A 12,613-nucleotide genomic window follows, 5' to 3' on the forward strand; every position below is an offset into this window, starting at 1 on the left:
AAGGGGACGGAGGGGATTAAGTCGTTTCTCCCCTCCGTTTCCCGGTTGCAGGCCCAGCGGCTGGGCAATCGCGACTTAATCCCCTCCGTCCCCTTTTTTCCGTCGGGGGCGGAGGGCTGGTAAAATCGGGGGATTCCCGTTCCTCGAGCCGTCCATGACCTGCCGCACCCGCTTCGCCCCCAGTCCCACCGGCTACCTGCACATCGGTGGTGCCCGCACTGCGCTGTACTGCTGGCTGGAGGCCCGCCACCGTGGCGGCGAGTTCGTGCTGCGCATCGAGGACACCGACCGTGAACGCAGCACCCAGGGCGCGATCGACGCGATCCTGGAGGCGATGGAGTGGCTGGGCCTGGACTATGACGAAGGCCCGATCTACCAGACCGACCGCGTCGCCCGTTACCTGGAAGTGGCCGAACAGCTGCTGGCCGACGGCAAGGCGTATTACGCATACGAGACCCGCGAAGAGCTTGACGCGATGCGCGAGGCCGCCATGGCCAGGCAGGAGAAGCCGCGCTACAACGGTGCCGCGCGTGACCTGGGCCTGCCGCGCAAGGATGACCCGAACCGTGTCATCCGCTTCAAGAATCCGCTGGACGGCACTGTGGTGTTCGACGACCTGATCAAGGGCCGTATCGAGATCGCCAACAGCGAGCTGGATGACATGGTCATCTTCCGCCCGGACGGCTACCCCACCTACAACTTCGCGGTGGTGGTGGACGACTGGGACATGGGCATCACCGAGGTCATCCGCGGCGACGACCACATCAACAACACCCCGCGCCAGATCAACCTGTACGAAGGCATCGGGGCCCCGGTGCCGAAGTTCGGCCACATGCCGATGATCCTGGACGAGCAGGGCGCCAAGCTGTCCAAGCGCACCGGCGCGGCCGACGTGATGCAGTACAAGGACGCCGGCTACCTGCCCGATGCGCTGCTGAGCTACCTGGCCCGCCTGGGCTGGTCGCACGGCGACCAGGAGCTGTTCAGCCGCCAGGAACTGATCGATCTGTTCGACGTGAAGGACTGCAATTCCAAGGCCTCGCGCCTGGACATGGCCAAGCTGGGCTGGGTCAACCAGCATTTCCTGAAGACCGAGGACGTGGCCGCGATCGTGCCGCACCTGGTCTACCAGCTGCAGAAGCTGGGCCTGGACGTGGCCGCCGGCCCCGCCCCGGAGGACGTGGTGATCGCCCTGCGTGAACGCGTGCAGACCCTGAAGGAAATGGCCGAGAAGGCCGTGGTCTGGTACCAGCCGCTGACCGAGTACGACGAAGCGGCGGTGGCCAAGCACTTCAAGGCCGGTGCCGAGGTGGCGCTGGGCAAGGCCCGCGAGCTGCTGGCGGCGTTGCCGGAATGGACCGCCGAATCGGTGGGCGTCGCCCTGCACGACGTGGCCGCAGCGCTGGAGATCGGCATGGGCAAGGTCGCCCAGCCGCTGCGCGTGGCCATCACCGGCACCCAGGTCAGTCCTGACATCTCCCATACCGTATACCTGGCCGGCCGCGAGCAGGCCTTGAAACGCATTGATGTGGCCATCACCAAGGTAGCAACGGCCTGAGGCATCCTTGCCAGGCCCGAACCGGAGAACACGCATGCCCGCCAAGACCGCCACTGCCTGTACCGCCCCGCACCACCACGTCCACGACGCATCGGATTTCGTGGCGGTGGTCGAGCGTGTCTCGCGCGAACGCGGGCTGCGCCTGACCCCGATCCGCGCCAACGTGCTGAAGCTGATCGCCGAGGCCGGCAAGCCGGTCAAGGCCTACGAGCTGCTGGAATGGGTACGCAACGGCAAGGGCGTGGGCGCTGACGCCCCGCCCACCGTGTACCGCGCGCTGGACTTCCTGATGGCCAATGGCTTCGTGCACAAGCTGGAATCGGTGAATGCCTTCGTGGCCTGCCACCATCCCAGCAGCGCCGCGCATTCGGTGCCCTTCCTGATCTGCAACAGCTGCCACAGCGCGGTGGAACTGGAAGACCGCGAGATCGTCACCCAGTTGGAGAAGCGGGCCAAGGAGCTGGGCTTCCAGCCGCAGGCACAGACCCTGGAAGTGCATGGCCTCTGCGCGCGCTGCGCCGGCTAACGCAACGGTAGTGCCGGCCGCTGGCCGATCTGACCCCGTTTCATATCGGTGCGACAGGGCCCGCGTCCTAGTCCATCGCCTTGGAACGGGTATCCACCCGCACGATCACCGACATGCCGGGGCGCAGCTGCGCGGCCAGCTTCTGGCCTTTGTTGATCGAAATCCGCACCGGTAGCCGCTGCACCACCTTGGTGAAGTTGCCGCTGGCATTGTCCGGGCGCAGCACGCTGAATTCCGACCCGGTGGCGGGCGCGATCTCCTGCACGCGGCCCCGCAGCACCTGCCCCTGGAACGCGTCCACCGAGAACGTGGCCGGCTGGCCGATCGCCATGCCCCAGGTCTGGCCTTCCTTGTAGTTGGCCACCACCCACAGCGTGTCAGGGACCAGGAACAGCAGCTGCGAACCGGCGGCGACGTACTGGCCCACGCGCACGCTGGCTTCGCTGATCTGGCCGTCGCGCGGCGCGTGGATCACCGTGTTGGCCAGATCGATGCGCGCCAGTTCCAGCTGCGCCTGCGCGCTTTCCACCTGGGCCTCCAGGCTCTTGCGTGCCACCTGGGTCGACACCAGCGTTTCCTCGGCGATGCGGATCTGCGCCTGCGACTGCTGCACGCTGGCCTGTGCCGAGGCCTGGGTGGTGCGGAACTTGTCGCGGTCGTTGATCGATACCAGCTGCTGCGCGGCCAGCTCTTCGTAGCGCTTGGTCTCGTTGCGTGAGCGTTGCAGCTCCGCCTGCCCGGCCGACAATGTGGCGCGTGCAGAGGCGATCTGCGCACGGTTCTGCGCCTGCGACTGGTCCGAGTTGGCCAGTGCCGCGCGTGCGCTGTCCAGCGTCGCCTGTGCCTGGGCCACACGCTGCGCGTAGATGCGGTCATCGATGCGCAGCAGCGGCTCACCCTCCCTCACGTGCTGGAAGTCCTTCACCAGCACTTCGGTCACATAGCCGTTGACCTGCGGTGCCATCACCGTGATCTGTCCGCGCACATAGGCGTTGTCGGTCACCATCACGCTGCTGGTGAACGGCCACAGGTGCCAGGCGCGCAGGATCAGCGCAATGCCCAGCAGGGCCACCACCACCATCACCACCACGCTGCGCGCGCTGGGCTTGAGGTACTTCGGCGCGACCGCGGGTTCTACCGGCGTAGGGGCAGGCGCCGCGTCGGTCGGCGGCGGTGGGGTCACGTTGTCGGCGTCGTCGGGTCGGGGCGGGACGGGAGGCATGGTCGAGAACTCAGCGGGGCGCGGCCGGCGTGGCCACAGCGGGGGAAGTGGGGTGGCGCTTGCGCCATTGCTTGAGCACGGCGGTGCGCAGCGACAGCAGCAGCAACCAGCACAGGAAGCCGATGGCCAACCAACCGCTCAGCGTGAACACATCATTGAAGCCGCGTACGTTGGCTTCGCGGCGCGTCGTCTGCGCCAACTGCGCGCTGCCCTGCGCGCTGCGCAGCACCGGATCGGTGATCTGGGCGACGTACAGCTGCTGTTGGATGCGCAGGCGCTGTGCCACCACCGGGTCGGCTGGGTCGAGCTGGCTGGTCAGCGCGCTGGAATACAACTGCTCGCGATGCAGCTGGAAGGTACCCAGCACCGCCGAACCGGCCAGCCCACCCAGCGTCTGCGTGATCGAGAGCGTCACCAGGAAGGTGATCATGTGGTCCACGCCCTGTTTCAGCGCGGCGGAAATGCCGAGCATGATCAACGGGCCCATGAACATGCCGGCACCGACCGAGGCCAGGAACTGGCTGGCGTAGAAGTCGTGCGGCCGATCCATGCTGGTGCGGTGCTGGTCGAAGAACGCGGCGGCGCCCAGCAGCAGGATCGCCATCAGCAGCTGCGGGATCAGCCGTTTGGGCCCGAAGGTCAGTGCAGTGCCGGCGATACCGGTGATCACGCCGGCAAGAATCACCACGAACAGCGGCCGCAACTGATCAGGGCCCATGCCGAGCGTGCGCATCAGGTTGACCACGCCGTAGGACTGCTCGGTGGTCAGGAAGCGGATCAGGAAGGCGCCGACGATGAAATGCAGTACGGGCAGGCTGGCCAGCCAGCGTGTCTGCAGCAGCGGATTGCGCCGGTAGTGCTCGATGATGAAGGCGGTGGTGGACAGCACGATCGAGGCGACCAGGGCCCAGCCCAGCCACGGCGTGTTAAGCCACCAGCGGGTGTAGCCCTGCGCCAGCACGATCACCAGCAGCGCGACGGCCGGTGCGAGCAGGGCAAAGGTGAGGAAGTCCAGCGGTTCGAAGGCCTTCACCTGGATGCCGGGCGGCAGCTTCAGCACCACCACTGCCGCGAACGCGCACAGTGCCAGCCCGGCTTCGAATGAGTAGAGCTGATGCCATTGGCCGGTATCGACCAGGCCTGGTGAAACGATCCAGGCGATCGGCACCGCCAGCTGCGAGAGGCCGACGCCGACCACCAGCAGATTGCCGGTAAAGCGGCGCGGCAGCGCCTGCAGCATGTACAACGTGCCCAGTGTCGAACAGGCCGCACCCGCGAAGCCGCTGGCGGCGCGGGTCAGCATCGTGGTCTCGAAGCTGCCGACGAACAGGTGCAGCACCGCCAGTGCCGCGTACAGGCCCAGCCCGATCTCGGCGAACAGGCGGATGCCGTACTGCTGGCGGAACTTGAAGGCCAGCAGGTTGGCGGTGACATTCACCATGGCATAGGCGGCCACCAGCCAGCTGCCCTGGGTCGGGGTCAGTGCCAGCTGGCCCTGCAGGAACGGCAGGTTGGCGGTGACCAGCGCATTGCCGAGGCCGCCGGTGATCGCCACCAGCAGTGATACCAGCGCATAGGCCGCGCGCCGATACGGCGGGTGCCAGGGCATCGACGCCGAACCGGGCATGGTCGGCTTCTCGTGCTCCTCCCAATCCGGAACCGGCTTCAGATACGGCTGGACCATCAGCGAGCCTCGCTGGTTGCTCCCTGGAGACCCCCGCGCAGCAGTTGCAGTGCGCGCCCGGCCAACTGAGCGCGCTCGTCGCGGGTCTTGCCGCGCAGGGCCGCACCCAGCATGCCCGAGATCAGTGAAATATCCGTCTTTTCCAGGTCGGCACGGCACAGCCCGGCGGCCTTGGCGCGCGCGATCGGTTCCTCCAGCAGGTCGCGCACGGTCTCGCGCGCGGCGCGCATGGACGGCACGTCCGAATCGACCGCACGCCAGTAATCGGCCAATGCCGGCGAATCAATGATGCGCTGGGCCATGCCCTCGAACACCTCGAACAGGGCGTCGTCGCGGTCGCCGAGCTGCTCGACCTGGCGCCGGATGCGGTCGACCGTGCGCTGCAGCAGCGCCTGGATCAGCGCGGTGCGGTCGGGGAAGTTGCGGTACAGGGTGGCGCGGCCTACCTGGGCGCGTTCGACCACCAGGTCCAGCGGGGCGGTGACACCGTGTTGGCCGAACACATGATCGGCGGCGTCGAGGATGAGGGCACGGCGGGCGGCGGCATCGGCACGTTGAGCAGTCATGGAATTATTTTCGGACAGAATTGTCCGATTGGCGAGACATTGGGTGACGGGATTGTCCGCTTGTTGTGGTACGCACATCTTTGTGACGGATGCGTGATGGCGTGGGTCGAAATGAAAACGGGGGCCCGAAGGCCCCCGTGGAATGGCGTGGGGGTCAGAGCCCTTTCCTTCGAGAAGGGCTGCGACCCCGCCGTGTGCGATCAGAAGAACGCGCGGATGCCGAATGCGACACCACGGCCTGGCAGCGGCGAGTAGTCGCGCAGCAGCGAGGTATGCGGACGCACTTCGCGGTTGGTCAGGTTGCTGCCATCCAGGAACACCTCGTAGCTGTTGTTGGCGTTGCGATCCCAGCGGTAGGCCAAGTGCGCGTCGACCAAGGTGTAGCCGTCGCTCGGGGCTTCGTTCTGGGCGACGTCCTTCTGGCGGCTGTAGCGCACCGCACCGACCGACGCGCGCCAGCCGTCCTTCGACCAGCGCAGGTCGGCGCCGACGCGGGCCGGTGCGATGCGCGGCAGATAGCCGGTGTTGGCCAGTTCCACCGTGTAGTTGTGGTTGTGGTCGCCGTGCGGCACGGCGATGTCCAGGTTGCGGCTGCCGCTGCCATCCAGCTTGGCCTTCACGTAGTCGCCGAACAGGCGCAGGTCCCAGTCACCGGCGCCGCCCTCGAACAGGTGTACCAGCGCTTCGGCCTCGGCACCGCGGAACACCGCGTCCTGCTGCGTCCAGGTGCGCACTGGCAGGCCCTCGGTGATGCCGGTGTCGGCCAGGTAGATGAAGTCCTTGAACCTGGTCTGGTAGACCGACGCGGAGAAGTCCAGGCGCTCGCTGTGGGTGTGGATACCCAGTTCCACGCGCTGGCCGCGCTCGGTCTTCAGGTTGGCGTCGCCGATTTCCAGCGAACGGGTGGCGATGTGCGCGCCGGCGGCATACAGCTCTTCGTTGGTCGGTGCTCGCTCGGAGCTGTCCACGCCGATGCGCAGGTCAACGGCATCGTTGAGCTTCCAGATGCCAGCGGCAGACAGGTTGGTGGCGCCGAAGGTGCGGCGGCGGTAGTCACCGCTCGGGTCCAGCTTGACCTGGTCGTGGCGGCCGCCCAGTTCCAGCTTGAACGGGCCGAACTGCTTTTCCTGCAGCACGAACAGGCCGATGTTCTTCGTGCCGGTATCCGGAACGAACGCTTCTTCGCCCTTGGCACCGAAATCACTGTTGCCGAACTGCAGGCCGAAGGCGCCGTCCCAGCCGCCGATCTGCTGCTGCACCGCTTCCAGGCGCGCTTCGATGCCGCGGTTGGTGAAGCGGGTCGACGGCGTACCGGCTTCCAGCTCCACGTGTTCGTAGTCGGTGTAGGCCACGCGTGCGTTGATGTTCTTCAGGAACGAGACCGGGTTGTAGATGCCGGCCTTGGTCTCGAAGCGGTTCTGCACCATGTCGATGCGCACGTCGTGCTCGTCGCCGCCTTCCTCTTCGTCGCCATGGTCGTGACCGTGGTCATGGCCATGATCGTCACCATCGGCGTGCACGTGCGCGCCATTGGGAATGCCGTAGTTGGTGCGGTAGGTACTGGCCGATACGCCGAAGTAGCCGCCGTCGCCCAGCCACGTTGCGCCGACGCCACCGGCGCGGGTGCGGATCGAGCTGTTGTCGAGGCGGCCGCGGCGCGGCTCTTCGCCTTCCTCGCCCGCATGATCATGGTCGTGGTCGTCGTGGTGGTCTTCCAGGCTGTCGATTACCGCGTAGCCGGGAATGCGGTAGTCGTCGCCATTGCGGACCAGGCCATCCACATGCAGCACGACGTTGCCGCTGACGCCATCGAGGCGGAACATGCCGCTGCGCTCTTTGTTCACCGAATTGCCGCGCAGTTCGGCACGACCGCTGAGCGGCCGCTCAGGCAGCTCGCGCGCGATGCGCCCGTCGACCACATTGACCGCACCACCAATGGCGCCGCTGCCGAACAGCAGCGTGGCCGGGCCCTTCAGTACTTCGATCTGGTCGGCCAGGAACGGTTCGATGCTGGTGGCGTGGTCGGCGCTGACCGTGGACGCATCCATGTTGCCCATGCCGTTGGACAGCACGGCCACGCGCGGGCCTTCCTGGCCACGGATGATCGGGCGGCCGACGCCGGGGCCGAAGAAGGTGCTCTGCACGCCGGGCAGCTTGGCCACGGTATCGCCGAGGGTGCCGGCCTTCTGCTCGTCCAGGCGTTCACCGGCCAGCACCTCCACCGGGCGTGCCAGCGATTCGGCGTCACCCTGCAGCGGCGACGCGGTGACCTGCACCGACGACAGCTCGGTCAGGTGGCGGTCACGATGGGCGGTGTCCTGGCCGGCTGCAAAGGCGACGGACGGCAGCAGGGCGGCGAGGGCCAGGGCCAGGGAATGCGGCTTGAGCCGTGGGGTATGGGCGGGCATGGACGGGTCCTTTGTTACAATGTATCAATCGCGGGGCGCACGAATCCCGTCGATGGGACAGGGGGAGGGAAACCGTGCGGGTCGGAGAGGGATGTTATATTATTCCATAACGATTCGCCGACCCTGCTGGAAGTCATGTCCCTGTCCTCACGCCTGCGCCACCTGCTCGACCGTTTCGGCGCCACTGGTTCGATGCTGTGCGCGGTGCACTGCGCGGTGATCCCGGTGCTGCTGGCCGCAGCGCCTTCATTGGGTCTGTCGTTCTGGCTGAGCGACGGCGTGGAACAGGCGCTGGTGGTGTTCGTGACCCTGCTGGGGTTGTTCAGCCTGGTCTGGGGCTACCGCCGGCACGGTGCGCTGCGTGCGCTGGGCTTCCTGGTTCCCGGCCTGGTCGCATTGTGGGCCGGCGTGCTGTATGACCCGCTGCACCACAATGCGGTGCCGCACGCGGTGGTGATGACCATCGGTGGCCTGCTGGTGGGTGTGGCCCATCTGGTCAACCTGCGCCTCAACCACGGTCACGTGCACGACGCCAGCTGCGCGCACTAGGCGCTCCGTGATAGGATTTTCGATCGTGCGCGGGGGCGCCCAGCAAGGCGGCCCCGCCGAACCCGTGTCAGTACGGGGTAACCAGATTTCACATTTGAGGAGTTGAAGACATGGGTAAGGGTGACCGCAAGACCGCCAAGGGCAAGCGCTACAACGCCAGCTATGGCAACGCCCGTTCGCACACCGCCAGCAAGGTCGCCGTAGGCGCCGCCGCTCCGGTTGCCAAGAAGACCGTGGCCAAGGCTCCGGCGAAGAAGGCTGTGGCGAAGAAGGCCGTCGCCAAGGCCTGATCCGGTCGAACGACCGGTTCAATGAAAAACGCGGCGCCTGGCGCCGCGTTTTTTTATGCCTGTCCGGTGAGCCGAGCGTGGGTTCGGCTCTACAACCGCATCAGCGCAGTGTCTTCTTCAGCGTTTCCGGATTGCCATCGTTCGGCGCGGCCGGTACCTGCAGCAGGTGGGCCAGCAGCGGATAGACATCGACGTTGTCGAAGCCATCGATCACCAGGCCCTGGCGGAACGACGGGCCGCCGGCCACGAACACTGCGCGCATGGAAGGCAGTGCGTTGTCGTAGCCATGCGAACCTCGATCCTGCTTCGCACGCTTGGCGATCTTCTCCTGGTGCAGGGCATCCCAGCCTTCATCCATGACACAGACGATGGCCGGAACCCGCGGATGCGTGCCGTAGTGCCAGCGTGCCGGCAGGTTCTCCTTCTTCCAGCATTCGTAGTGCGCGTGGCGTCCGAGCAGGGCGCGTTCGGCTTCCGCTTCGCGGCCGGCGACCGGCGCAAAACCCACCGACTGGCCCTGGCTGATATTGCGTGCAATGGCCGGGTCGGCCATCGACTCGGTGGCGATCACGTTGCCGTCGGCGACGCTGGCCATGCCGTGGTCGGACACGACGATCACGTTGGTGGTCTTGGCCAGATCGCGCTGCTGCAGCCCGTCGAGCACCTGGCCGACGATCTGGTCGGCGCGCACGATGGCGTCGGCGTACTGCTTCGACCCGGGGCCGTAGTTGTGGCCGGCCTTGTCCACGTGTTCCATGTACAGCGTGGTGAGGCGCGGTGCATCAGCATCGGTCTGCGCCAGCCAGTCGAGCACGATGCCGGCCCGCTGCTCCAGCGGTTCCTTGCCGTCGTATACGCGCCACTTGCTGGGGCGCACGCCGCGGATTTCAGACTCACTGCCCGGCCACGCCGTGGTGGCCGAACGTACGCCAGCGTTCTCGGCACTGACCCAGATCGGTTCGCCACCCCACCAGCCGCTGGTGGTGACCGCGTCGCGGTTGCTCAGTTCGAAACGGCCCAGGGTTGCATCGTCCATGCTGTTGTTGACGATGCCGTGGTGGTCCGGCCGCAGGCCGGTGACGATGGTGTAGTGGTTGGGGAAGGTCAGCGACGGATAGGACGCCGTCATCCAGCGTGCACGCACGCCGCCGTCGATCAGTCGCTGCAGGTTCGGAGTGAGCCCACGGTCCAGCGCATCGGCGCGCAGGCCGTCGATGGAGATCAGCAGCAGCTTCGGAGGCGAAGCCCCAGCGGCGGAACCGGGAACGGAGGCGGAAGGGGCGGGCGCGGTGGTGCAGGCCGCCAATGGCAGCAGCAGCGCCAGCGCGCAGGTCAGGCGTACGGAAGTCATCCACGCATGATAAGCCCGCGCAATGACGCGCCCAAGACACGGCGCGCTATCGCGCGCCGTGTCCGCGCATTTTTCCTTATCCCCGCGCCTGTCGGCGCGCCCCCTTCAACAGGAAGGGGGCTTTTCTCCAGACACAATTCCTGATGCTTCCATCCACGCATGGCGTGGATCTACCGTGTCGACCAAGGTCGACACCTACCAACAGTTGCGCAGAATGACGTTCGGACAGATCGCCGGAACCTGTCGAAGGCTGGGTGGGTCCGGTTGCAGGGGCGTGAGCGCCATGGATGGCGCGACCGAGCTTACAGGGACGTACTTGCAGCGTCCCCTGCAACTGGACCCACCCTGCCTCCCCGCAGGAAGCCCGCTGTTGCTGTTGCTCTAGCCTCTGCGGGTGCCGGGCGCAGCCCGGCCAGCCCTTTCACGCGAACAGCGGGGCCTGGCGTTGTTCCAGCCGCAGCAGCGCGGCCTTGGTTTCCAGTCCGCCGCCGAAACCGGTCAATGCGCCGTTGCTGCCGATCACGCGATGGCAGGGCAGGATGATCGGCAGCGGATTGCGCCCGTTGGCCGCGCCGACCGCGCGGGTCGCACTGGGCTGGCCGAGGTGCTGCGCCAGCTGCAGGTAACTCCAGGTATGGCCGAACGGAATCAGTGCCAGCGCCTGCCATACGCGCAGCTGGAACGGCGTGCCACGTGGCGCCAGCACAAGGTCGAAGCTGTTGCGCTCGCCGTGCAGGAACTGCAGCAGCTGTTCGCGTGCTTCCGGCAGGGCATCCGGTGCGTAGTGCCAGTCGTCGCGTCCGCGCGCCGGATGGCGGTTTTCCGGGAACAGCACATGTGACAGGCCACGCTCATCACCGGCGATGGTCAGCACGCCGATGGGGCTGTCGAAGCGATCAAACAACAGGGTCATGTCGGTTCTCCAACGAACGTGCCGGACAGGTGCCACAGGTGCAGCACGGCGTAGGCGCGCCACGGGCGCCACGGTTGCGAGCGCGCTTCAGTTGCACGTTCGCTCAGGCGCTGGCCCTGTGCGTGGCCGAGCACCTGCTGCAGCACCAGGTCGCCGGCGGGGAAGGCATCGGGCTGGCCGAGCCCGCGCAGGGCGATGTACTGCGCGGTCCACGGGCCGATGCCGGGCAATGCCACGCAGCGCGCAACAAAGTCTTCCAGGGCCTGCCCGGGTCCGAAGTCGAGCTGGCCGCTGGCACATGCAGCGGCCAGCGCACGCACCGTGGCGGCGCGGCTGCGCGGCAGGCCGATTGATTCCAGCGGCGCCTCGGCCAGCACCTCGGGCGCTGGGAACTGGCGATCGAACTCGGACGGCATGCCCGGCAGATGCGCCCCATACGCATCCACCAGACGCCGCGCAAAGGTGGTGGCGGCGGCGACGCTGACCTGCTGGCCGAGCACGGCGCGTACGCCGACCTCGAAGCCATCCCAGCCGCCCGGAACGCGCAGCCCCGGGCGTTCGGCGATGCCGCGTGCCAGCAGCGGTTCCTCGCCCAGGGCGGCATGGACCTGCTGCAGGTCGGCGTCCAGATCGAACACACGACGCACACGGCGCACGATGTCGGGGATCAGGCGCGGGTCGACCGCGCCCAGCTGCAGACGCAGCTCCGGGCGCTTCGGGTCGGCGGTGACGCGCAGCAGGGTGGGGCGCTCGGGTGTGCCGAGCACGCGCTGGTAGCTGTCTTCGCCGATCAGTTCGATGCCAGGCAGGCTGCGCTTGCGCAGGAAGGCCAGCATGCGCGGGAAGTCCAACGGTGGGCGGTACACGAGCCGCAGTACCAGGCCGCCGCCATCGGCGGCCAGCGGCTGGTGCTGGCGACGCAGCGCCGTCGGTGCCATGCCGCAGCCCTGCAGGAAGGCGGTATTGAAGCGGCGCAGACTGTTGTAGCCGGCGGCCAGCGCAACATCGGTCACCGGCAGCGTGGTTTCGGTCAGCAGTTGCTTGGCCAGCAGCAGGCGGTGGGTGGCATGGATCTGCCCGGGTGTTGCGCCGAGATGTTCGACGAACAGGCGCTGCAGCTGGCGCGCGCTGAGGCCGATCTTCTGCGCGAGGTCTGCAACGGGCTGCTCCTGCAGGAAGCCGCCGTGGATGATGGCGAGGGCGCGCTGCACGGTTTGCCCGGCCAGTGCCTGCTGGGCCTGCGGTGCCAGTTCGGGGCGGCAGCGCAGGCACGGCCTGTAGCCGGCAGCAGCGGCCGCGGCAGCGGTCGGATAGTACGTGATGTTGCGTGGCTTCGGCGGCGGCGCCGGGCAGACGGGGCGGCAATAGATGCCGGTGCTGCGCACGGCGGTGAAGAAAACGCCGTCGAAGCGTGCGTCACGGGCCAGGCGGGCGCGGTCGCAGGCGGCGGTGTCGAGGGCGAGGGCGGTGTCCATGGCGCCAGTCTAGGCCTCTGGCGACGGCGATACTCGCCACATTCGGACATGGATGCTGAAGGGGGATCTGG

The 12,613-nt window shown here is 67.2% G+C and carries 11 protein-coding genes; 4 read left to right on the forward strand and 7 right to left on the reverse strand.

Annotated features, from left to right (window positions below):
- Positions 1-154 precede the first annotated feature (154 nt).
- Both gltX and AC5P6X_RS00055 read left to right on the forward strand, forming a co-directional pair.
- Entirely contained in the window at positions 155-1,558 is a 1,404-nt protein-coding gene (gene gltX, locus AC5P6X_RS00050; RefSeq protein ID WP_123958349.1) for a glutamate--tRNA ligase, read from the forward strand.
- 34 nt (positions 1,559-1,592) lie between these two features.
- Entirely contained in the window at positions 1,593-2,084 is a 492-nt protein-coding gene (locus AC5P6X_RS00055; protein WP_004150412.1) for a Fur family transcriptional regulator, read from the forward strand.
- A 67-nt stretch (positions 2,085-2,151) separates the two neighbouring features.
- Here AC5P6X_RS00055 and AC5P6X_RS00060 read toward each other — a convergent pair whose 3' ends face one another.
- The 4 genes from AC5P6X_RS00060 to AC5P6X_RS00075 all read right to left on the reverse strand — a co-directional run bounded on the left by AC5P6X_RS00060 (position 2,152) and on the right by AC5P6X_RS00075 (position 7,964).
- Positions 2,152-3,306: an HlyD family secretion protein gene (locus AC5P6X_RS00060; RefSeq protein WP_329755879.1), complete on the reverse strand. Its 1,155-nt coding sequence runs from the start codon at positions 3,304-3,306 to the stop codon at positions 2,152-2,154.
- 10 nt (positions 3,307-3,316) lie between these two features.
- The gene (locus AC5P6X_RS00065) at positions 3,317-4,990 is read right to left on the reverse strand and encodes an MFS transporter (RefSeq protein WP_005408691.1); all 1,674 of its coding nucleotides are present in this window, start codon (positions 4,988-4,990) and stop codon (positions 3,317-3,319) included.
- Positions 4,990-5,556 carry a TetR/AcrR family transcriptional regulator gene (locus AC5P6X_RS00070; protein ID WP_005408692.1) on the reverse strand — a complete coding sequence of 189 codons (567 nt, stop codon included), beginning with the start codon at positions 5,554-5,556 and terminating at the stop codon, positions 4,990-4,992. Before AC5P6X_RS00070 ends, AC5P6X_RS00065 begins: the two co-directional genes overlap by 1 nt.
- Positions 5,557-5,756: 200 nt before the next feature.
- Positions 5,757-7,964 (reverse strand): TonB-dependent receptor, encoded by a 2,208-nt coding sequence (locus AC5P6X_RS00075; protein ID WP_099605143.1) that lies wholly within the window; start codon positions 7,962-7,964, stop codon positions 5,757-5,759.
- 135 nt (positions 7,965-8,099) lie between these two features.
- Between AC5P6X_RS00075 and AC5P6X_RS00080 the strand changes: the two genes are divergently transcribed.
- Both AC5P6X_RS00080 and AC5P6X_RS00085 read left to right on the forward strand, forming a co-directional pair.
- Complete coding sequence (locus tag AC5P6X_RS00080; RefSeq protein ID WP_060380373.1) at positions 8,100-8,513, forward strand: MerC domain-containing protein; 414 nt, start codon at positions 8,100-8,102, stop codon at positions 8,511-8,513.
- A gap of 110 nt (positions 8,514-8,623) precedes the next feature.
- Positions 8,624-8,803 carry a 30S ribosomal protein THX gene (locus AC5P6X_RS00085; RefSeq protein ID WP_004150462.1) on the forward strand — a complete coding sequence of 60 codons (180 nt, stop codon included), beginning with the start codon at positions 8,624-8,626 and terminating at the stop codon, positions 8,801-8,803.
- Positions 8,804-8,903: 100 nt separating this feature from the next.
- On the opposite strand, the gene AC5P6X_RS00090 is transcribed toward AC5P6X_RS00085, so the two are convergent.
- The 3 genes from AC5P6X_RS00090 to AC5P6X_RS00100 form a co-directional block, all read right to left on the reverse strand.
- Positions 8,904-10,154: an alkaline phosphatase family protein gene (locus AC5P6X_RS00090; protein ID WP_329755878.1), complete on the reverse strand. Its 1,251-nt coding sequence runs from the start codon at positions 10,152-10,154 to the stop codon at positions 8,904-8,906.
- 421 nt (positions 10,155-10,575) lie between these two features.
- Positions 10,576-11,067 carry a methylated-DNA--[protein]-cysteine S-methyltransferase gene (locus AC5P6X_RS00095; protein ID WP_149500879.1) on the reverse strand — a complete coding sequence of 164 codons (492 nt, stop codon included), beginning with the start codon at positions 11,065-11,067 and terminating at the stop codon, positions 10,576-10,578.
- Positions 11,064-12,542, reverse strand: coding sequence for an AlkA N-terminal domain-containing protein (locus AC5P6X_RS00100; protein WP_329755877.1), 1,479 nt, complete (start codon positions 12,540-12,542; stop codon positions 11,064-11,066). Before AC5P6X_RS00100 ends, AC5P6X_RS00095 begins: the two co-directional genes overlap by 4 nt.
- Positions 12,543-12,613 lie beyond the last annotated feature (71 nt).

This window comes from Stenotrophomonas sp. YJH_SMC_40 (assembly GCF_059368615.1).

Coding starts and splice junctions, on each gene's coding strand:
- gltX (WP_123958349.1), top strand. CDS start 155: ATGACCTGCCGCACCCGCTTCGCCCCCAGTCCCACCGGCTACCTGCAC.
- AC5P6X_RS00055 (WP_004150412.1), top strand. CDS start 1,593: ATGCCCGCCAAGACCGCCACTGCCTGTACCGCCCCGCACCACCACGTC.
- AC5P6X_RS00060 (WP_329755879.1), bottom strand. CDS start 3,306: ATGCCTCCCGTCCCGCCCCGACCCGACGACGCCGACAACGTGACCCCA.
- AC5P6X_RS00065 (WP_005408691.1), bottom strand. CDS start 4,990: ATGGTCCAGCCGTATCTGAAGCCGGTTCCGGATTGGGAGGAGCACGAG.
- AC5P6X_RS00070 (WP_005408692.1), bottom strand. CDS start 5,556: ATGACTGCTCAACGTGCCGATGCCGCCGCCCGCCGTGCCCTCATCCTC.
- AC5P6X_RS00075 (WP_099605143.1), bottom strand. CDS start 7,964: ATGCCCGCCCATACCCCACGGCTCAAGCCGCATTCCCTGGCCCTGGCC.
- AC5P6X_RS00080 (WP_060380373.1), top strand. CDS start 8,100: ATGTCCCTGTCCTCACGCCTGCGCCACCTGCTCGACCGTTTCGGCGCC.
- AC5P6X_RS00085 (WP_004150462.1), top strand. CDS start 8,624: ATGGGTAAGGGTGACCGCAAGACCGCCAAGGGCAAGCGCTACAACGCC.
- AC5P6X_RS00090 (WP_329755878.1), bottom strand. CDS start 10,154: ATGACTTCCGTACGCCTGACCTGCGCGCTGGCGCTGCTGCTGCCATTG.
- AC5P6X_RS00095 (WP_149500879.1), bottom strand. CDS start 11,067: ATGACCCTGTTGTTTGATCGCTTCGACAGCCCCATCGGCGTGCTGACC.
- AC5P6X_RS00100 (WP_329755877.1), bottom strand. CDS start 12,542: ATGGACACCGCCCTCGCCCTCGACACCGCCGCCTGCGACCGCGCCCGC.